Here is a 19,975-nt window from a genome sequence, read left to right as displayed (position 1 = left end):
GTTAATTTACCGGTCTGGTGATTTATAGTCCGAATGCTTCGGCATGAAAGCTGATGTGGCTTTCTATAAATGTACTGACAAAATAATAGCTGTGATCATAGTTTTCACGCAGCTGATACCGAATGTTAATGCCTTTGGCTTTGGCTGCCTGAACGAAATCCTGTGGATTTAATTGCTCAGGATAGTATTCATCCACGCTTCCCTGATCGATAAGAACTGGTAATGAAAACGGATACCGGCTGATCAGTTCAGTACTGTCATATGCAGCCCAGTCTTGCTGATTGGCTCCCAGATAGGTTGAGAATGCTGTCTGACCCCATGCTCCGGCTACCGGATGGGCGATAGGAGCAAATGCCGATACAGCAACGTAGCGCTGAGGGTTTTTCAGGGCAATCATCAGCGCACCATGACCGCCCATACTGTGGCCGCATAAACTACGCTGTTCATTAACCGAAAAATGTTTTTCGATAAGTTCGGGCAGTTCTGTGACCACATAATCATACATCTGGTAATGCTGAGCCCACGGCTGCCGGGTAGCATTAAGATAAAAACCGGCACCCTGTCCCAGATTGTAAACATCAGCATCAGCTACATCAGTACCGCGCGGACTGGTATCCGGCATAACCAGAACAATACCCCATTCAGCAGCAAAACGCTGTGCACCACTTTTCACCGAAAAATTTTCATCAGTACAGGTAAGCCCGCCCAGACAATACAGCACAGGCAGCCGGTAACCTTGTAAGGCACGTGACGGAAGATAGACAGAAAATGTCATGTCACATTGATTGTAGTGACTGTAATGCCGGTAACGTCGTTGTTCGCCGTTAAACAGTTTATGAGTGGTCAGCAGAGTTATTTCAGCCATTTTAAAGGATCCGTATTGAGTTTATAACATGATGAAATACCGGCAATTACATTAATAATGTGTATGCACATACGCATATTATTAATAATAAATGACTGTACGAATTGATTCGCCGGTATGCATCAGCTCGAATGCCTGATTAATATCAGTCAGCGGCAATGTATGAGTAATAAATGGTGTCAACTCGATTTTACCCTGCATGGCTTCTTCCACCATCTGCGGCAGTTGTGAGCGTCCTTTAACCCCACCGAAAGCAGATCCTTTCCATACCCGTCCGGTAACTAGCTGAAAAGGGCGTGTGGCTATTTCCTGACCGGCACCGGCGACACCGATAATAATGCTTTGTCCCCAGCCCCGATGAGCGCATTCCAAAGCAGCACGCATCACTTCTACATTACCGATACACTCAAAACTGTGATCTACGCCCCATTCAGTCAGACCAATAATTACCTGTTGTATAGGTTCCTGATAATCGTTCGGATTAATACATTCTGTGGCACCAAAATGTCTGGCAAGGGCAAATTTAGCCGGATTGGTATCAACAGCAATAATTCGTCCGGCTCCGGCCTGTCGTGCACCCTGTACTACAGCCAGCCCGATACCACCCAGCCCGAATACGGCAACAGTATCACCTGCCTGTACTTTAGCTGTATTGTGTACTGCACCAATACCGGTAGTGACTCCGCAGCCTAGCAGACAAACCTGATCATGTCTGGCTTCAGGATTGATTTTAGCCAGAGATACCTCTGCCACAACGGTATATTCGCTGAAAGTTGAACAACCCATATAATGGTAAATTGGTTTTCCCTGATAGGAAAAACGTGTTGTGCCGTCAGGCATCAGCCCCTTACCCTGTGTTGCTCTTACTGCGGTACACAGGTTTGTTTTACCCGAACGGCAAAACAAACACTTTCCGCATTCAGCGGTATACAAGGGAATAACATGATCACCGGGTTTGACAGAAGTGACGCCTTCACCGACTTCTACCACAATACCGGCACCTTCGTGCCCCAGAATAACCGGAAATACACCTTCAGGATCATCGCCCGACAGAGTAAATGCATCAGTATGGCAAACACCGGTATGGGTAACTTTTACCAGTACTTCACCAGCCTTGGGCGGAGCAACGTCTACTTCAACAATTTGTAATGCTTCTCCCGGAGCAAAGGCAACTGCGGCACGAGATTTCATACTCTATCCTCTGAATTAATAAGCACATGTATTCGGCTAACATAACGGGATTGCAGCAATAAATCAATTGTCAGATTCTTAATTGCCAGTCTGATAGTCTGAATATGAGACCAGAAAAGCTGTGCAGAATAAATATTATGAGTATAAAAATCTGATTTATATTGATATTCTAATGAATTTTATTTGTATGCCAGTATGGATAGTATATTTGTATGTATAAATAAAATTATTAACCGGAAAGCGCCACTATCAAACTTAATATATCGATAGTGGCGCTGACTGATGTGCAAGCATAAAAATCAGCCAGAAATGCCTGATTTCCTTGTTAGAAAATGCTGATATATCTGAAATATAGGTGTACTCATTATCTTTAAAACAAGGATTTTCCAAGCCAAATGCAGCAATCGCAGCTATATTTTGAGTATTTAATTTATTGATTTTTAAATGCTCAATACTCTTTTATGGCGAAATTTGTTAGCTGTCTGGCAATTCTTTCCATCAACTGGCTGATAATTTTACGTTGTAATATTTTGTTGTAATAAGAAAGGCAAAGTATCAGGCAGCCATTAAGGAAAGCCAGATGAAAGGTAGCAGTCAGCGTGCCGCTGTTCATATTGGCTCCGGTACGAAAGTTATGCAGCTTGAAGTTTGGCGGTACGGTTATTTTGTTAATCCGGCCATTATTGGTATAGATAAAAACCAAATCTTTTTGCAGATTTTGTAACGTTATCGGTGACAGCATTTTATTTGCTGCAACTGTTGCTTTGGCATCCAGAATATCTTGTTTAATTTGCTGTGCACTGGTGTAAATATCTCCGGAAATGGTGGTTATTGCCTGCTGAATTAAGCAGGTAAAGCTGTCTTCTATGTTGAGTATAGGATGACAGTTAATCGCAGTTAATATGGGAAATGAATCCAGCTTAAAAAAATCTGTATTGGTCTGCTGAATCAGGGCAGTCAATAATGAATTCATGGTCAGATTATGTCTGCTTGCTATAGAGCTTAATTTTTCAACAGTTTCTGCTTCAATTATGGCCGTATAGCTTGCTGTTTGGATTTCTCTGGCAGGATTACTCCACATTTTTACAGCTTGTTGATAATCAGAATAACTGTGTCCTGTTTTATTTGCAGAACTAAAACCTGAATTTTCCGGGGATATATTTCGGTCAATAGTTTTATCAGAAAAATTTTGTGTAGACAGACGTAATATTTCAGAAAAAATCTTCAGACCGGCTGTGGCGTCTGCAATGACGTGAGCCAGTGTCAGTATCAGTAAGTGGCGATTAAAATTATCCTGACTCAGCATGGTCAATCTGCATAATTGCTGATGGATATCTAACGGATCATTTACCTCTCTTTCCAGTAATTCATCAAAACAGCGGACATCATTTGAGGGTAATTCCGGTACGGTAATGACGGTGAATATTATGGGAAAAGATAAAGAGGATTTAACCAGATGCCATTGACTTTCCTGTAGAAGAATTTTGGAGGCCAGTGCCTCATATTGCTTTTGAATGATTTGTAAAGCCTGCTCTACTCTGCTCGGTTCCAGTTTACCTTCAACCTCCAGAATTAAAGTAAATTGTGTTGTTCCTGAAAAATTAGTATGCAAATTTGCCATACCACTTTCCAGTCTGTTCAGGGGGCGGATAAAGTTTAACGCCTCTGATTGAATATCAGAGATCTGAGTGCTCATTTTTATTTCCTTTATATTGACTTGAATAAGTTCAGAAAAGCGATTAATAATTTTTTGTTAAAAAAGAAATCGATAGGAAAACACAAATTTAAAATAAGGTAAGTCTAATACTGTTATTTTATTTATTTTTAAATCTTATTTTATTTTGTAGATAATTTGCTATTAAAGTATTGTATATGTAGATATATTTTACATTTTATTGGAATGATAATGCCTATTAAGCAACACTATTAGTAATATATAAATAAAATAAATTTATCTGTAATAGGCCAATTATTTATTAATATTAATAGCGAAGTAAGCACGCATATCTGGTAAGTAATAAGACTGTACGGTTTTTCAGCAAAATTGATAGACATTTTAATATTATTTTTTTAGCGGATTTCCGTATATATTTTACTTTCCCGTTCATACTGGCTATTACTGTACAGGCAATAAAAATTTGATTTACTGTTTAATTCTTATTATCTGAATTTTTATATGATTTTGGCATATTATAATCCAACATTTTGTGATTGGTTTATGACTGAAACAAACTTGAAATACCTTGTTTGATTTAAAATCTATCAGAGATAATGCGGTTAATCAGCTAAATGATCCCACACTGGTTTACAGATAGGTGGTAGTTCAGGACAGCAGCCGAGTAGGCCACCACCAAAATCACCATCACGATGAAAATCACTGCCACAGCTGGCTAAAAAATCGAATTGTTGTGCCAGTAAGGCATAGTTCAGTCTATCGTTCAGATTAGAACGCCCACTATGCACTTCAATCGCTTCGCCACCACAAGCCTTAAAATCACTGAACAGATTGCGGCGTGCAGTAGCAGACAGCTCATAGCGCATTGGATGCGCAATAACCGCAATCCCGCCGGCATGCCGGATAGCGGTAACAACCTCAGCCAGTTCTGCCCACTGATGTTTAACACTGCAGGATTTACCGTCACCCAGATATTTGCGAAATGCATCAGCTTTTTTATTCACATGGCCGGACCGGACTAAAAAATCAGCAATATGCGTACGTGTTACCATATCTATATTCGTAGCAAGTGCCAGTGTACCTTCATAAGCATCACTAATTCCTTTTTTAGCCAGCTTATCGGCAATGGCCTGTAGACGCTGTAAACGGCCGCTGCGAAGACGTCCGAGTAAAGTTTGTAATACTTCATCTTCCAGAGATATATTCAGACCGACAATATGTATAGTGCGTCCGCGCCAGCTTACTGAGATTTCCACCCCGTTAATCAAAGTGATTCCTGACTGCTTTGCTTGTACATGCGCGGCGGCCAGACCTCCGGTATGGTCATGGTCTGTTAATGCCAGCAATGTGCAACCATTAGCAGAAGCACGCAGGACAACTTCGGCCGGCGTCAGTGCGCCATCAGAAACCGTGGAATGACAATGTAAATCAATATTCATGAGCTTTTTTCGTTATTAGAAGATGATGTGGACAACTGTGCCTGGATCGCTTCATATGCAGCTTTTTCGCGGTAATAAATTTGCCAGACACAGGCATCGCCACAGTCACTATTGCAGCATTCCCAGTCTTCCGGTGGTACTGGCGGAGTTAATAATTCCGGTGCGCTCATAACTCACTATTAATGACATTGATTTCACTGTCACCCAACCGGATACTGTCTCCGGCAATAATTTTCGCAGTTTTACGGGTTTCCGGTTGCTGATTGCGCAGTACTTTACCTTCGGCAATCAATTGTTTGGCTCTGCCGCCACTTTCTGCCAGCCCGGCCAGTTTAAGCAGATCACATAGTGCAACATGCGGATGTCCGGCTAAGTCAAATTGCTGTTTCATCTGTTATACCTTTCCATAAATAGCTATTGTAGCTATTATCAGCGTCGAAGAGGATTTTGTTTTATGTATTGGTTACGCTAAAGGCATAAATTATGCTATGGTTTAACCAGAGTTAACCGGAGATTTGCCGTGGATACACTTAGCTGGTTATGTCAGCTGATTGCTTTTGATACCACCAGCCGTCAGAGTAATCTGGCCTTGATTAATTATGTGGCCGATTATCTAGAGAGCCGTAAACTGTCGCCATGGCTGGCACATAATGAAAAGGGGGATAAAGCCAATCTGTTTGTCACTATCCCGGCTGCTGATGGCAGTATTTCCGGTGGGATAGTACTTTCTGGTCATACTGATGTTGTGCCGGTAGACGGGCAAAAATGGTTATCAGATCCGTTTGCAGCAAATATACGCGATGGCCGCGTATATGGTCGTGGCAGTAGTGACATGAAAGGTTTTATTGCCAGCGTACTGGCTACGGTTCCGGATATGCAGAAGACAAAGCTGAAAGTCCCATTACATATTGCTTTGTCTTTTGATGAAGAAGTCGGCTGTCTCGGTGCACCGGTGATGCTGGCTGAGCTGGAAAAAAGAGGTTTGCAGCCGCAATCCTGTATTGTTGGTGAACCTACATCCATGCAAATGGTAGTAGCCCACAAAGGGATCCATACTTTCTGTTGTGAAGTACACGGTAAAAATGCTCACTCTTCGCTCACACCTGATGGTGTGAATGCAATTGAATATGCAGCCCGTCTGATTGTGTTTATCAACCAGCTGGCTCAGCAATTACAACAGCGGGCTGATTTGGATCATGCTTTTGATGTCCCGTTTGCTACTGTTTCAACCGGCCTGATTCGTGGCGGTACTGCTATTAATATTGTGCCGGATTATTGTACCTTTGAATTTGATTATCGTAATTTGCCGCATATGACGGTAGAAGAGCTGACTGAACCGATTCGGCAATATATTGCAACGACCCTTTTACCCGCTATGCAGGCAGTGGTACCGGAAGCATCAATTAAGCTAACCCATAATGTACAGGTACCTGCTTTAAATGACGCAAATAATCAGCAGCTGCATGCATTGATTACTCAACTAGTGGATAATAAACAACAAGCCAAAGTGGCCTATGCGACTGAAGGCGGCCAGTTTCAGAATAGCGGTATCAATACTGTTGTATGTGGTCCCGGTAGTATTACAGTGGCTCATAAGGCTGATGAATATATAGAACTGGAGCAGCTTGAACGCTGTGATCACTTTTTACGCAAACTGATTCAGGTGCAAAGCTTATCATTTACTTGATACGGTATTATCAAACTCTGCGCTGTTTTATATATAAAATGTTTAGGATTAACTGAAGAACAGGAAAATCAGATGGCAACCAAAAAATTTCTCTCTGCAGGGATATTGTTATTATCACTGATATTATCAGTGATGACTGTTCAGGCGAATGGCGTAAACGTTTATATGAGTGCTATTAATATGAGTTATGCGCGTTTTAATTCAGCGCAAACAGTCGCAGATGCCAGTAAAGCTCTGGCCAGTATGCGGGCTGCTGCCGTGGCCGCTAAAGCAAAAAAACCTTCCGGTCTGGAAAATGCTGCACCGAATAATTCAAAATTGAGAGCATACTATGCTGAGATGGATAAATTGATTGCAGAAATTGATAAAACCAATAATCTGGTTAAAGCGGGAAAGATGGTACAGGCTAAAGCGGAGGGTAAGAAAATATTGCAATTACGTGATGAAGGGCATAAAGCGATGAGGCAATAAAAGATACTAGGGCGGTATAGCAGTAAAAACGATAGTTCAGAATGCAAAAAGCCTGGTTCCGCCCCTTAAAAAGCTAAAGAACCAGGAAACATAGACAAACAAACCGGTTATAGATAATGACCAGAATCAGAGATTCTGTGATGACATTATCTTAAATTGTTTAGATAATCCTTTTGTTGAACCATTTTTAATCCCCTTTCTACAATCAGATAATCGTAGCAATTAATACAAAAAATACTAAATACAGTAAATATAATATGTTATAAAAAACTAATTATTGCACTACTGATTATAATACTCAATTAGTTGAGTTGTCAGGCTTGACTGCCTAATTAATCACTTTTTTAAGGTATTTCAGTTCATATCTGATAAATGAGTGTATATCAAATATAAAAATGTTGTTTTTACGCAAATTGATATAAAAAAAATCTGGTAAAACCTGCGTATTGATGATTGGAACCATCGCTGGCGGAAACAGGCGTAACATATACGCTTCAAAATGGCGGTTTCCCGCCGCAAAAGTAGTCATAGACACTGCCTTTCCTGATTATTCTAACCAAACCGCTATGCGCTTCCAGACGCATCGGGCGGTAGAAGAATGGCAAGGCTGGAAGACCGTTAATCAGAACCGGCAGGCGTAAAGCCTCCCTGCCATTGTCTACCATCGAAAGGTATGTCAATGACTTGGTAAACAGAATATGAAAAAACCATAATATAAAAATATCAATGGTTTATCTGTCTGATAAACAGCCTTCCAGAGCTGACCGTACTATTTAATACGGTACTATCATCATACTGGCGGATAATTAAATTTGTCAACAATTCGTTAATTAAATAATATTATTAATATATAATGTAAATTTAAAAATAAATTATAATAATAAATGTAAAGAATAAAAATATTATATAAATAATTATTTTTTTAAATATTTTTATTTCAATATAGTTGGGTTTTTATTTTATAAAAATATTAATAAAAATTTATAAATATCTGTGAGAATTAATTCTGCATTTAAATCGGCATAATTTTTTAGAGGAAGTATTCAAGAATAGTGATTATATTTGCAATAGTAATAAAATTTGTTTTATCAATGTTACTGGCATTAAGAGAAGTGAGAAATATCATTAAAACAGATGGTCACAGTATATAGATTACTGTGACCGAATATAGATGCTGTTCGTAACGATTACTCAGCCAGAGCGTAAATTTCGTCCAGATTACGCCATTTACCTTCAGCATCCATGCCATACCCGAAAACATAACGATTGGGAACATCCAGTCCGACAAAATCAGCCATAATTGGCTTTTCTTTGCCAATCAGTTTGTTGGCAAAAACAGCTGTAGAACAGCTGGCTGCACCCATTTCCAGTATCTGTTTTTTTACGGCTGCCAGTGTATGTCCCTCATCCAAAATATCATCCAGTACCAGAATGTGGCGTCCGACTACCGCATTCTGCGGGGCACGCAGCCACTGATAATTACCACCTTTAAGTTTATCACCGTAGCGGGAAATATGGATGTAATCAAAATCCAGCGGAAAACGCAGTAATGGCAGTAATTTTCCGGTGAAAACAACTGCACCACCCATCACTGGTAATACCAGCGGGTATTTATCACTTAATGCTGCAGTGATGTCCGCAGCCATTTGCTCCAGCCTGGTTTCACAGGTTCTGCGGTCAAACAATAGATCTGCTTTATCCAGCATTGCTTGAGTTTCGGCGCGTCTGTCAGTTACATCAATTATGCTCATTGGTATGTCCATGTATATCCGGGTAAGTAAAACCGTATGTCACTTAATTGACCACCAATATGCTCAGAATAGATGCAGGTAGTGTTGTCTACGGTTTAATTGAGTAAATTTGTGCTGCTCTGGTGATTTGGCAGCACTAAGACGGATATGTTTTGATTGTTTAAACCAGAATATTAAAGGTAAATTATCCCAGAATTTTACTTGCAATACGCGAATTTTATGCCATTCTGGCCGTTTCGGGCAGTCTGAGAACATGCGAGTAAAATAACTGGCTGGTTTATTAGAAAAATTTTCTGACGGCAAGGGGTAAAGAAGCACCATTGCTGTTATGCAGAATTAATCTGTTAACTACAATGGTGCCAGATGGTTGAATTATACCGGATGCAGGTAATGAATCTGCTGGTTACTGCTGCCGCGCCAGACTAATGCCGGATCTTTCAGTTCCTGTATGAATTTACCGTCGATAAGAGTGTTGATTTCATTTACAACTTGTATTTGCGCCGGTGATAATTCTGCCAGCGTGTAGCCTGTCCATAGCCAGATGTCTTTATGTTCGGTTTCCTGCCGTACCCGTCTGACCAGTTTCATGATGGCATTCAGGTTATGCGGATGCAGCGGATCTCCGCCGGTGAGCGACAGCCCCTGACGCACAATGCGTTTGTCGTTAAGGTCGCTGATAATCAGGTCTTCCATCTGCTGGTCAAATGGCTTACCGGAATCTGTCCGCCATGTGGTGGCGTTATAGCAGCCCCGGCATTTGTGCTCACAGCCGGCTACGAACAGCGTACAGCGGGTTCCGGGACCGTTGACAACATCAACCGGATAATACTGATGATAATTCATACTTAGAGTGCACCACATTGCTGACCAAGGTGTTTGACCCGTCGTTTAACCTCTTCCTGTTTGCCGGCATTAAACGGGCGGGAATCCGGACTGCCCAGATAACCGCATACACGTCTGGTAACGGATACCCGTGCAGGATCATGATTGCCGCATTTCGGGCAGACAAAACCTTTGCTGGTACAGGAAAATTCACCGCTGAATCCACAGTCGTAGCATTCATCGATCGGAGTATTGGTTCCGTAATAGGGAACGTATCGGTAGCTGTAGTCCCACACGTCCTCTAATGCTTTAAGATTGTGTTGTAAATTCGGATATTCCCCGTAGCAGATAAAACCACCACTGGCCATTTTCGGATAGGGTGCTTCAAAATCGATTTTATCGTAAGGATTAACCTTTTTCTCAACATCCAGATGGAAGCTGTTGGTATAGTAACCTTTATCGGTCACACCATCGATAACCCCGAATTCGGCAGTATCAAGCCGGCAGAAGCGATCACACAGGTTTTCACTGGGTGTGCTGTACAGGCTGAAACCATAACCGGTTTCGGCTTTCCAGCGGTCGGCAGTGTCACGCAGTTTTTGTACGATAGCAATGGCTTTCTCGCGCAGGGTTTCGCTATCAAAAACATGTTTTTCGGTACCATACAGGGCATTAATGGTTTCGTGCAGACCGATATAGCCCAGTGAAATTGAGGTGCGGCCGTTTTTGAATATTTGAGCTACTGAATCATCAGCATTCAGACGTACCCCGCAGGCACCCTCCATATACAGAATCGGAGCTACTCTGGCTTTGACATTTTCAAAACGGGCAATGCGTGTCATCAGTGCTTTGCGGCACAGTTGCAGACGTTCATCCAGTAACTGCCAGAAGTGTGTTTCATCATATCTGGCTTCTATGGCGATACGGGGCAGATTCAGGCTGATAACCCCCAGATTGTTTCGTCCTTCATGGATTTGCTCCCCGTTTTCTTCATAGACACCAAGGAAGCTGCGGCAGCCCATCGGGGTTTTGAAGGAACCGGTAACAGCGACAACCTGATCATAGTTAAGAATATCCGGATACATACGTTTGGAAGCACATTCCAGAGCCAGCTGTTTAATGTCGTAGTTAATATCACCGGCTTTGTGATTAATACCATCTTTTATGCTGAATACCAGTTTGGGAAAAACGGCTGTTTTGCCATTTTTCCCAAGGCCTGCGAGGCGATTGCGTAAAATAGCGGTTTGTATCAGCCGGCTTTCCCAGCTTGTGCCCAGACCAAAGCCAAAGGTTACAAAAGGAGTCTGACCATTGGCCGTATGCAGCGTATTGACTTCATATTCCAGTGACTGAAAGGCGTCATAACACTCTTTTTCAGTACGTGCGCGTGCATATTCGTTTGCATTGGCAATCTGCCATTCAGTTGCTACTGCCAGATGTTTGTTGTAGCTCGCACGAACAAAGGGAGCCAGTACTTCATCGATACGGTTGATGGTGCTGCCGCCATAAATATGGCTGGCTACCTGCGCAATGATCTGTGCGGTTACCGCAGTGGCAGTGGCAATTGATTTCGGCTGCTCGATTTCGGCATTACCCATTTTGAAGCCGTTAGTCAGCATGCCTTTCAGGTCAATCAGCATGCAGTTAAACATCGGGAAAAAAGGCGCATAATCCAGATCATGGTAATGGATTTCACCCCGTTCATGTGCCAGTACCACATCGCGTGGCAGCAGGTGCTGTTGTGCATAGTGCTTGGCGACAATGCCGGCCAGTAAATCGCGCTGTGTCGGAATAACTTTACTATCTTTGTTGGCGTTTTCATTAAGCAGACTAAAGTTGGTTTGTTCAACCAGACCCTGAATTTCACGATTTAGACGACTGCGTGATTCACGTGCCACATCGCGGGAATGGCGGTATTCAATATACGCACGGGCCAGTTCCTTGTACTGTCCGGCCATTAACTGGTCTTCAACAGCCTGCTGGATATCATGAATATCAATATATTCACGCTCGGCAAGATGACCGGCCACACTTTCTGCCACCTGATGGCAATAATCGATATCGTTAATCTGTACTGCTTTGGCTGCTTGTTGTATGGCTTCTTTGATGCGGGTTGTATCAAAAGGTACGTGACAACCATCTCTTTTAATTACAATGGGTTTCATGCTGATTATCCTTCTGCCGCCTGTAATAACCGGCAGCAGTTACTGCATTGTTATTAAATAATAACAATTTGTCTGATCACAGTGCTTATATGTAAAAAATACTATATTTAGTGTTTAAATGCTGTTGTTGCGCTTTTTTTTACTATATATGGGATTTATATGATGAATAAAGCAGCATTTTTCACATTTATTTGATATAGCGCATCATTCATGGTTGACATGACTATTTATTATAGATAAATCATTGGTTTATATTATTGAAAACAAAGTGTAAAAAATGGTCATTTCTTGCCTGCAACTGAAATGCTGATGTCTGTAACCAGCTCGTCTGAAATCTCTGTTAGAAGGTAACATGTCTGAATTAGATAATTTTATTTTCAGTAATATGCTTATTGTCATTATCAGATGATTGCTATGCAAGTAACCTAAGTTAAGGCTGATGGGGATACTTATAATTGACAACCGGGTAAACAATACAGTTTGCCATCGGTAATGATAGTAAATCTATATAACAGATAAATTTGAGCATGGTAGGTGTCTGATAATTTAGAGATAAAAGAAACAAAAAACAGAAGTCCAAATTATATGAACTTCTGTTTTTATTGATTATGTCTTTATAACCTATTAATAGTCCAATATGCGACGACTTTGCCACAAATATGAATTTTATCCAAATCACTACGAGTAATTGTTTCCGAGGGATATCTTGATTGATTATCATTCATTACGCGATATTGACCATCAAATAATAATTGCAATCGTTTAATACTAAAACCATTATCAACGTAAAAAACATATATACCATCAGACATATAAAATTGAATTGTAGTATCAATAAATAGTAGGTCACCGTTCTTTAATGTGGGATTCATAGAATCACCTTTTGCTTTTATTATCGCAATTGATGTTAGGTTATTCCCTATATTTTCTTTCGCCCAAGCTTCAGGTATCTCAATTATCTGTTCTGCTTCCAGCGGCTCAATTTCAGTATTTTCAACATTTCTTTCTTCAATATCATTACAGACATTTAGATAATTTATTCTGATGTATCCATTTTTTGATTTACGGATCATTTTAGTATTGTCTGGTTCAATATATGGAAGTGGATATCCACATAAATTTGAGATTTTTACCATTACATCAAATGACACACCATTTTTATTAGTTTCCCATGCAGATACTGATGCCTTTCCCGATAAATTAAGTGCTAAAGCTAATTCTTCCTGACTTAAATCCGCATTCAAACGAGCTGATTTTACCCAATTACCAATATCAAACTTCATAAAAATACTCTAAAAAATCAGAGTATAGCTTTAATGTACTATTGCTGTATCTTAAATATTGACTGATCTAATCCAATCCACAAAGTATGGACTAAAAAATAATGAGGACATAGGATTGAATAAAAATATTTTAATTGCCGTAAGCATAGCAGGTGGACAAACTAATCAGATGGATGGGTAAATGAATCTCGGAATAGATGCGATAAATTAGTAAAAAACAGATAAAAAATAACAATCAGATAATGGCAGAATACCGGCAGCAGAATGCCTGTATTACCGGACATCCTTATGCACATAAAGTAGGTAAAATCAGGTGTTATTCTGCCGATAATCACCTGTTATGAAAAACTATTTGCTGTATAGGTATAAAAGCAGAATCATGACCGGATAAGCAAAGATAAAAGTTATAAAAACTGAGAAAATAAATGATTTATGAGCAGAATAGCGGAGACGTTCTGACTATTATTGCGCCCATTTGCGACACAGAGCCAGAATATCTGCACCGAAATTTCTGATTTTACTTTCACCTAATCCATAAATATGGTTTAAATCAGCCAGTGTGGCCGGCGGATGCCGGACTAAATCCTGTAATGTCCGGTCGGCAAAAATGGTATAGGCTGGTACATTGTTTTTGCTGGCGCGTTCTTTACGCCAGTTGCGCAGCGTTTGCCACAGACGTTCTTCGCGTTCAGTACGCAGCCAGGTATCAGTATTGCGATTGTTGCGGGTTTTATCATGCTTCAATGGTCGCAGCCAGACCTGTTGCTGGTTTTTTAATACTGCCCGTGCTTGCTCAGTAAGCTGTAATGCCTGATTGGCTATATCAACATTCAGATACCCTGACGCAACGCATTGCCGTACCACTGTACGCCACTCTTTAACTGTTAATTCACTGCCTATACCGAAAGTAGATAAATGCTGGTGTCCGCAGCGTATTACCAGGTCTGTTTCGCGACCGCGCAAAACATCAATCACATGTCCAGTAGCAAAACGCTGTTTTACCCGATACACGCACGAAAGTAATTTTTGTGCCAGTACAGTGCCGTCAAATCTGCTGGGCGGATCAGTGCAGTTGTCGCAATGTCCGCAGGAATCACCTTCCTCTCCGAAATAGCGCAGCAAGAGCCGGCGGCGGCAGTCTGCAGTCTCACAAAAGGCCAGCATGGCATCGAGTTTTTGTAAATCAATGCGTTTTTGTGCTTCATCGCGCTCAGCAAGCTCAATCCGTTCGCGCAATAGTACCCAGTCATTCAGGCCATAACACAACCAGCTGGTGGCAGGCAGGCCGTCACGGCCGGCACGCCCTGATTCCTGATAAAAATGTTCAATGCTGGCAGGCATATCAAGATGGGCAACAAAACGTACATCCGGTTTATCTATACCCATACCGAAAGCTACTGTTGCTACGATAATAATGCCATCTTCCTGTGTGAAGCGGCGCTGATTCCGGCTGCGTATTTCCCAGTCTAGTCCGGCATGATAGGGCAGGGCAGTCAGACCGTTTTCGCTTAGAAAAGCAGCAATATCTTCCACACGCTTGCGTGACAGACAGTAAACAATACCATTCTCTCCAGACATCTGGCTGCGGATGAACTGTAATAACTGTTTCTTGCCGTTGTTTTTTTCAATAACCTGATAGTCAATATTCGGGCGGTTAAAGCTGGAAACAAATAATCGTGCGTCTGTTAAATCCAGATAGTGCTGAATATCTGCTCTGGTGGCATTATCTGCTGTGGCAGTAAGGGCAATACGCGGAATATCGGCAAATTCGTCTGCCAGAATGCTCAGTTGCTGATATTCAGGACGAAAATCATGTCCCCACTGGCTGACACAATGAGCCTCATCAATTGCAAACAGGCTAATACGGGTATTGTGTAAAAACTGTAAAAAACGCGGCATAACCAGACGTTCCGGTGCTACATATAATAGCTTCAGATGCTCAGCCGCGATTTCATCAGCAATGCGCTGTATCTCTTCACTACTCGTGCCTCCGTGTACACAGGCGGCAGAAATACCATTGACATTCAGAGCTGTAACCTGATCCTGCATCAGTGCGATCAGTGGTGAAATCACAATAGCGACACCATCGCGCATTAATGCCGGAATTTGATAACATAAAGACTTGCCCGCGCCGGTAGGCATCAGTACCAGTGCATTATGACCGCTGGCTACTGTGTCGATAATTTCTGCCTGTTGTCCTCGAAATTCCGGATAGCCGAAAACATCGTGTAAAATTTGCTCGGCATGGGTCACAAAACACCTGTTACATTTAATCTGAAACGGGTATTGTACTGCAATTTACCTTTATTTCCGACAGTTACCTGATGGCTGTTGCAAGGAATTAGCATGAAAATCATTTATTTCCGTCACCTGATAACCAGTTTGGCTGTTTGTGCTATTCTGGCTGCATGTACTACCACCAATGTTCCGAAAGCCAGCGGCAGCTGGGTTGAGCTTGGTGTATCCGCCAGTGGTAATATCCAGTATGCGCTTGATAGCGGCAGTATTAAACGCCAGGGTAATCTGGTTACTTTCCGCGATCGCAAAACCGTTATCGACCCTAAACAGCAGTATTACAGTAATACACCGGCTTATAAAACCGCACTGAGTACAACGCAGATTGACTGTAGTCGTAAAATATTCCGGGTGCTTGATGTAGAGTTGCTGGATGCGCATGGCGAACTGATTCGTCAGGATCATTTTGGTGAAACAGATTTGCGCCCGATGGGTATTACCAGTGGTTCAGCTTCCGAACAGCAATATCAGCATGTATGTGCACATTAATTCTAATTAAGATTAATTCTGATTAAGAAAGTTAGCAGGCATGAAAGTAAAATATAGCTTGTGGTTGATTTTAGGTCTGGCGGTTACGGCATGGGCTGAATCTCCTGCCGATGTTGAATTACTCAGTGCTCAGAAAGCTTATCAGGCGGCATTGTCAGCACAAAGTGCCAGCCAGAGTAAAGCATTGCAATTGCAAACTCAGTTGCAATCGGCGCAGTTACAGCTGAAAAATGCACAGGATAATGTTACCCGTCTGCAAAATGATTTTAATCAGGCTGATGTTCAGCGACAGCAGGCTGATGCTGCATTACAGGCTGCCGGTACCAGACTGGATGCCGCATGGCAGGGTGTGCATGGCCGTTAAAACAGACAGACTGCAATAACTGCCGGGGTGAAAAATCTCTTTGCATTTTTACATGCCTGACAAATGGCAACAGCTCGCGTAAAATAGCACTATTTTGCTCAGGCATTGTTTCTTGAAAAAACAATGCTATGGAATCAACTGTTGTCAAATGAATTATCCGATTGAATACGATGTAATTGTGGTGGGCGGCGGACATGCCGGTACAGAGGCGGCTTTGGCCGCTGCGCGTATGGGCGCGCAAACATTATTACTTACCCACAATATCGAAACTCTGGGACAAATGTCGTGTAATCCGTCTATCGGCGGCATCGGCAAAGGTCATCTGGTGCGCGAACTGGATGCGCTGGGCGGAGCAATGGCGCTGGCTGCTGATTACGGAGGTATTCAATTTCGTCGCCTGAATGCATCAAAAGGACCGGCAGTACGTGCAACACGGGCACAGGCCGACCGCATTCTGTATAAAGCAGCTATCCGTTCCATGCTGGAGAATCAGCCGAACCTGCAATTATTTCAACAGCAGGTAGAAGATATTGTTGTGGAACATGGCCGTGCTGTCGGAGTAATGACGGCAATGGGCGTTATGTTCCGTAGTCGTGCAGTGGTGCTGACGGCAGGTACCTTTCTGGCTGGTAAAATTCACATTGGTCTGGAAAACTATGCCGGTGGTCGTGCCGGTGATCCGGCAGCCCAGCGTTTATCAGGCTGCCTGAAAGAGCTGAATTTGCCTCAGGGACGTCTGAAAACCGGTACCCCGCCAAGAATTGATGGACGCAGTATTGATTTCAGCCAGCTTAAAGAACAGCCGGGCGACAATCCGGCACCAGTATTTTCAGTACGTGGCAGCCGGGAGATACATCCGCAGCAGATTTCCTGCTGGATTACTCATACTAATAGTCACACCCACGATATTATCCGTAGTGGTTTCGACCGCAGCCCGATGTTTACCGGTAAGATTGAGGGAGTCGGTCCACGTTACTGCCCTTCTATAGAAGATAAAATCAATCGTTTTGCCGATAAAGAAAGCCATCAGATTTTTCTGGAACCTGAAGGGCTGAAAACACACGAATATTATCCGAACGGTATTTCTACCAGTCTGCCGTTTGATATTCAGTTAAAGCTGGTGCATTCAATGCCCGGATTACAGAACGCACATATTCTGCGCCCCGGTTATGCCATTGAATATGATTACTTTGATCCGCGTAATCTCAAAGCCAGTCTCGAAACCAAAAATATAGCCGGACTGTTTTTTGCCGGACAGATTAACGGCACTACCGGTTATGAAGAAGCAGCTGCTCAGGGCTTACTAGCCGGAGCCAATGCTGTATTATATCTGCGTGAAGCAGAACCACTGGTATTGCAACGTGATCAGGCTTATTTGGGTGTACTGGTGGATGATCTGATTACTAAAGGCGTTACTGAGCCATACCGCATGTTTACCAGTCGTGCCGAATACCGTCTGCAATTGCGTGAAGACAATGCTGATATGCGTCTGACTGGTCTGGGGCGAGCTGTTGGTCTGGTAAATGATGCGCAATGGCAAATATTTCAGCGCAAACAGGAAGCAGTTGAGCGCGAACTGCAACGCATGAGCCACACATGGTATACACCATTGAATCTGCCACTGAGTGATCAGCAGCGGGTGCTGGGTCAGCCACTGAGTAAAGAATCCAGTTTACTGGATATGCTGCGCCGGCCTAATGTCAGCTATGCTGACTTAATGACTTTACCTAATGCACAGCAAGAAGTACTTGAAGCCGATGCGGCTGAGCAGGTAGAAATTCAGGCCAAATATCAGGGTTATATTGAGCGGCAAAATGAAGAAATCAGCCACCGTCAGAATCTGGAAAAACTAAAATTACCGGCCAGCATTGATTACACACTGGTAAAAGGCCTTTCCGCAGAGGTACAACAAAAACTGAATCAATTTCGTCCCGAAACAGTTGGACAGGCTTCACGTATATCCGGTATCACACCGGCGGCAGTCGCATTACTGATGGTGCATCTGAAACGGGGTTTTGAGGGAGCAAAAAAATATGAATGACATGAAAACTATGTTGCAACAAGGTTTGCAGCAGATGAATATCGAACTGACTGTTCCGCAGCAATTACAATTACTGGCCTTTGTAGAGCTGTTGAAAAAATGGAATAGTACCTACAATCTGACTGCACTGCGCAATGATCAGGATGTTATCAGTCATCATATTCTCGACAGCCTCACTCTTTTGCCTTATGTAGAGCATGCCAGAGGCCTGATTGACGTAGGCAGCGGCGGTGGTATGCCGGGCATACCCGTAGCTATAGCACGCCCTGATTTGGCAGTCGCCCTGCTTGATGCTAACAGCAAAAAAACATCATTTCTACAACAGGCAGTAATCGAGCTGGGCTTAAGTAATGTGCAGGTTATAACGGCACGGGTAGAAGCCATGGTTGGTGAGCAGTTCGATGTCATTACCAGCAGGGCTTTTGCTGAATTGAATGATTTTGTTACCATCACTAAACAGTTGATGGCAAAAGGCGGTTACTGGGCGGCTATGAAGGGAGTTTATCCCTATGAAGAAATTGAACGGTTACCTGAAAATGCAGAGCTGATCCGGGTAGATAAACTCAGTGTACCGCATCTGGATGCAGAGCGGCATATGGTTCTGGTACGCAAGAAAGAAAGTGCATGAGTGCGCATATTATTGCAGTAGCCAACCAGAAAGGCGGGGTAGGTAAAACTACAACCGTAGTTAATCTGGCCGCTTCGCTGGTGGAAAAAAAGTCCAGAGTTCTGATAGTTGATCTCGACCCTCAGGGTAATGCCACGACTGGTAGTGGCATTAATAAAGCCAATGTAACCAGCGGAGTTTATGCTGTGTTGCTTGGTAATGAAACTATTCAGCAGGCTATTACCTCTGCTCAGCATGGCGGCTTTGATGTTTTGTCTGCTAATCGTGCTCTGGCAGGTGCTGAGGTGGAGCTGGTGCAGGAATTGGCGCGGGAAATGCGCCTGAAAAATGCACTGGCACAGGTGGCAGACCAGTACGATTACATTATCATTGACTGCCCGCCGACACTGACTTTATTAACCATTAACGGTCTGGTTGCAGCACAGCACATTATTGTACCCATGTTGTGTGAGTATTATGCACTAGAAGGTATTTCTGATCTGATTGCCACAGTTCGTAAAATCCGCCAGGCCATCAATCCGCAACTGGATATTTTAGGTATTGTCCGTACCCTGTACGACCCGCGCAGTTTGCTGGCAAAACAGGTGGACGAACAGCTGGGTACCCACTTTCCCGATAAGCTGTTCAGTACACCGATTCCGCGTAATATACGTCTGGCTGAAGCACCAAGCCATGGCATGCCGGCCTTGCAATATGATCCTCGTGCCACTGGTACCAGAGCCTATCTGGCACTTGCTGATGAGGTATTGCTGCGTACCAGCAAATAAGCAGTTAATAAGCATAAATTAAATGTATTTATGTAATAACAG

19 protein-coding genes are annotated in these 19,975 nt (G+C 42.7%); 7 read left to right on the top strand and 12 right to left on the bottom strand.

Features of this window, described 5'->3' with window-relative positions; all coding sequences use genetic code 11:
- Positions 1 to 22: 22 nt before the first annotated feature.
- The 6 genes from fghA to H3T84_RS07365 all read right to left on the bottom strand — a co-directional run bounded on the left by fghA (position 23) and on the right by H3T84_RS07365 (position 5,561).
- Complete coding sequence (gene fghA, locus H3T84_RS07390; RefSeq protein WP_198218768.1) at positions 23 to 856, bottom strand: S-formylglutathione hydrolase; 834 nt, start codon at positions 854 to 856, stop codon at positions 23 to 25.
- A 90-nt stretch (positions 857 to 946) separates the two neighbouring features.
- A complete protein-coding gene (locus tag H3T84_RS07385; RefSeq protein WP_174830731.1) occupies positions 947 to 2,056 on the bottom strand; it encodes an S-(hydroxymethyl)glutathione dehydrogenase/class III alcohol dehydrogenase in 1,110 nt (369 codons plus the stop codon).
- Between the two features lie 448 nt (positions 2,057 to 2,504).
- Entirely contained in the window at positions 2,505 to 3,752 is a 1,248-nt protein-coding gene (locus tag H3T84_RS07380) for a condensation domain-containing protein (protein ID WP_198218722.1), read from the bottom strand.
- Positions 3,753 to 4,333: 581 nt separating this feature from the next.
- A complete protein-coding gene (locus tag H3T84_RS07375; protein ID WP_198218721.1) occupies positions 4,334 to 5,170 on the bottom strand; it encodes a PHP domain-containing protein in 837 nt (278 codons plus the stop codon).
- Complete coding sequence (locus tag H3T84_RS07370) at positions 5,167 to 5,340, bottom strand: oxidoreductase-like domain-containing protein (RefSeq protein ID WP_198190403.1); 174 nt, start codon at positions 5,338 to 5,340, stop codon at positions 5,167 to 5,169. The genes H3T84_RS07375 and H3T84_RS07370 overlap by 4 nt, the downstream gene beginning before the upstream one ends.
- Entirely contained in the window at positions 5,337 to 5,561 is a 225-nt protein-coding gene (locus H3T84_RS07365) for an RNA-binding S4 domain-containing protein (protein ID WP_037474876.1), read from the bottom strand. The genes H3T84_RS07370 and H3T84_RS07365 overlap by 4 nt, the downstream gene beginning before the upstream one ends.
- Positions 5,562 to 5,690: 129 nt before the next feature.
- Here H3T84_RS07365 and argE point away from each other — a divergent pair, with 129 nt between their 5' ends.
- Positions 5,691 to 6,857 carry an acetylornithine deacetylase gene (argE, locus tag H3T84_RS07360; protein WP_084587385.1) on the top strand — a complete coding sequence of 389 codons (1,167 nt, stop codon included), beginning with the start codon at positions 5,691 to 5,693 and terminating at the stop codon, positions 6,855 to 6,857.
- Positions 6,858 to 6,929: 72 nt separating this feature from the next.
- Entirely contained in the window at positions 6,930 to 7,328 is a 399-nt protein-coding gene (locus H3T84_RS07355) for a cytochrome b562 (protein ID WP_198218720.1), read from the top strand.
- Positions 7,329 to 7,822: 494 nt separating this feature from the next.
- On the opposite strand, the gene H3T84_RS07350 is transcribed toward H3T84_RS07355, so the two are convergent.
- The 6 genes from H3T84_RS07350 to recQ form a co-directional block, all read right to left on the bottom strand.
- Positions 7,823 to 7,993, bottom strand: coding sequence for a hypothetical protein (locus H3T84_RS07350; RefSeq protein ID WP_198218719.1), 171 nt, complete (start codon positions 7,991 to 7,993; stop codon positions 7,823 to 7,825).
- A 522-nt stretch (positions 7,994 to 8,515) separates the two neighbouring features.
- Entirely contained in the window at positions 8,516 to 9,073 is a 558-nt protein-coding gene (locus tag H3T84_RS07345) for a hypoxanthine-guanine phosphoribosyltransferase (protein WP_025331639.1), read from the bottom strand.
- A gap of 378 nt (positions 9,074 to 9,451) precedes the next feature.
- A complete protein-coding gene (gene nrdG / locus H3T84_RS07340; protein ID WP_198218718.1) occupies positions 9,452 to 9,922 on the bottom strand; it encodes an anaerobic ribonucleoside-triphosphate reductase-activating protein in 471 nt (156 codons plus the stop codon).
- Positions 9,923 to 9,924: 2 nt separating this feature from the next.
- A complete protein-coding gene (gene nrdD, locus H3T84_RS07335; protein ID WP_198218717.1) occupies positions 9,925 to 12,066 on the bottom strand; it encodes an anaerobic ribonucleoside-triphosphate reductase in 2,142 nt (713 codons plus the stop codon).
- 614 nt (positions 12,067 to 12,680) lie between these two features.
- Complete coding sequence (locus tag H3T84_RS07330) at positions 12,681 to 13,349, bottom strand: LexA family transcriptional regulator (RefSeq protein ID WP_198218716.1); 669 nt, start codon at positions 13,347 to 13,349, stop codon at positions 12,681 to 12,683.
- Positions 13,350 to 13,811: 462 nt separating this feature from the next.
- The gene (gene recQ / locus H3T84_RS07325; protein WP_198218715.1) at positions 13,812 to 15,602 is read right to left on the bottom strand and encodes a DNA helicase RecQ; all 1,791 of its coding nucleotides are present in this window, start codon (positions 15,600 to 15,602) and stop codon (positions 13,812 to 13,814) included.
- Positions 15,603 to 15,695: 93 nt separating this feature from the next.
- Between recQ and H3T84_RS07320 the strand changes: the two genes are divergently transcribed.
- From H3T84_RS07320 to H3T84_RS07300, 5 genes are all read left to right on the top strand, one after another.
- Entirely contained in the window at positions 15,696 to 16,133 is a 438-nt protein-coding gene (locus H3T84_RS07320) for a surface-adhesin E family protein (protein WP_037394744.1), read from the top strand.
- Between the two features lie 40 nt (positions 16,134 to 16,173).
- Positions 16,174 to 16,497 (top strand): hypothetical protein, encoded by a 324-nt coding sequence (locus H3T84_RS07315; protein WP_025331633.1) that lies wholly within the window; start codon positions 16,174 to 16,176, stop codon positions 16,495 to 16,497.
- 148 nt (positions 16,498 to 16,645) lie between these two features.
- A complete protein-coding gene (gene mnmG, locus H3T84_RS07310) occupies positions 16,646 to 18,538 on the top strand; it encodes a tRNA uridine-5-carboxymethylaminomethyl(34) synthesis enzyme MnmG (RefSeq protein WP_084551373.1) in 1,893 nt (630 codons plus the stop codon).
- Entirely contained in the window at positions 18,531 to 19,166 is a 636-nt protein-coding gene (gene rsmG, locus H3T84_RS07305; protein ID WP_174834233.1) for a 16S rRNA (guanine(527)-N(7))-methyltransferase RsmG, read from the top strand. Before mnmG ends, rsmG begins: the two co-directional genes overlap by 8 nt.
- Positions 19,163 to 19,933, top strand: a complete 771-nt coding sequence (locus H3T84_RS07300; protein ID WP_174832367.1) for a ParA family protein — start codon at positions 19,163 to 19,165, stop codon at positions 19,931 to 19,933. Before rsmG ends, H3T84_RS07300 begins: the two co-directional genes overlap by 4 nt.
- The last annotated feature ends 42 nt before the right edge of the window (positions 19,934 to 19,975 follow it).

The organism is Snodgrassella sp. M0110 (assembly GCF_016101465.1).
In the GTDB taxonomy this organism is placed as follows: domain Bacteria; phylum Pseudomonadota; class Gammaproteobacteria; order Burkholderiales; family Neisseriaceae; genus Snodgrassella; species Snodgrassella alvi.
The sequence above is the reverse complement of the archived record's forward strand: the minus strand, read 5'-3'. Positions and strand labels throughout refer to the sequence as shown.

Coding starts and splice junctions, on each gene's coding strand:
- H3T84_RS07385 (WP_174830731.1), bottom strand. CDS start 2,056: ATGAAATCTCGTGCCGCAGTTGCCTTTGCTCCGGGAGAAGCATTACAA.
- H3T84_RS07380 (WP_198218722.1), bottom strand. CDS start 3,752: ATGAGCACTCAGATCTCTGATATTCAATCAGAGGCGTTAAACTTTATC.
- H3T84_RS07375 (WP_198218721.1), bottom strand. CDS start 5,170: ATGAATATTGATTTACATTGTCATTCCACGGTTTCTGATGGCGCACTG.
- H3T84_RS07370 (WP_198190403.1), bottom strand. CDS start 5,340: ATGAGCGCACCGGAATTATTAACTCCGCCAGTACCACCGGAAGACTGG.
- H3T84_RS07365 (WP_037474876.1), bottom strand. CDS start 5,561: ATGAAACAGCAATTTGACTTAGCCGGACATCCGCATGTTGCACTATGT.
- H3T84_RS07355 (WP_198218720.1), top strand. CDS start 6,930: ATGGCAACCAAAAAATTTCTCTCTGCAGGGATATTGTTATTATCACTG.
- H3T84_RS07350 (WP_198218719.1), bottom strand. CDS start 7,993: ATGGTAGACAATGGCAGGGAGGCTTTACGCCTGCCGGTTCTGATTAAC.
- nrdG (WP_198218718.1), bottom strand. CDS start 9,922: ATGAATTATCATCAGTATTATCCGGTTGATGTTGTCAACGGTCCCGGA.
- nrdD (WP_198218717.1), bottom strand. CDS start 12,066: ATGAAACCCATTGTAATTAAAAGAGATGGTTGTCACGTACCTTTTGAT.
- H3T84_RS07330 (WP_198218716.1), bottom strand. CDS start 13,349: ATGAAGTTTGATATTGGTAATTGGGTAAAATCAGCTCGTTTGAATGCG.
- H3T84_RS07320 (WP_037394744.1), top strand. CDS start 15,696: ATGAAAATCATTTATTTCCGTCACCTGATAACCAGTTTGGCTGTTTGT.
- H3T84_RS07315 (WP_025331633.1), top strand. CDS start 16,174: ATGAAAGTAAAATATAGCTTGTGGTTGATTTTAGGTCTGGCGGTTACG.
- mnmG (WP_084551373.1), top strand. CDS start 16,646: ATGAATTATCCGATTGAATACGATGTAATTGTGGTGGGCGGCGGACAT.
- rsmG (WP_174834233.1), top strand. CDS start 18,531: ATGAATGACATGAAAACTATGTTGCAACAAGGTTTGCAGCAGATGAAT.
- H3T84_RS07300 (WP_174832367.1), top strand. CDS start 19,163: ATGAGTGCGCATATTATTGCAGTAGCCAACCAGAAAGGCGGGGTAGGT.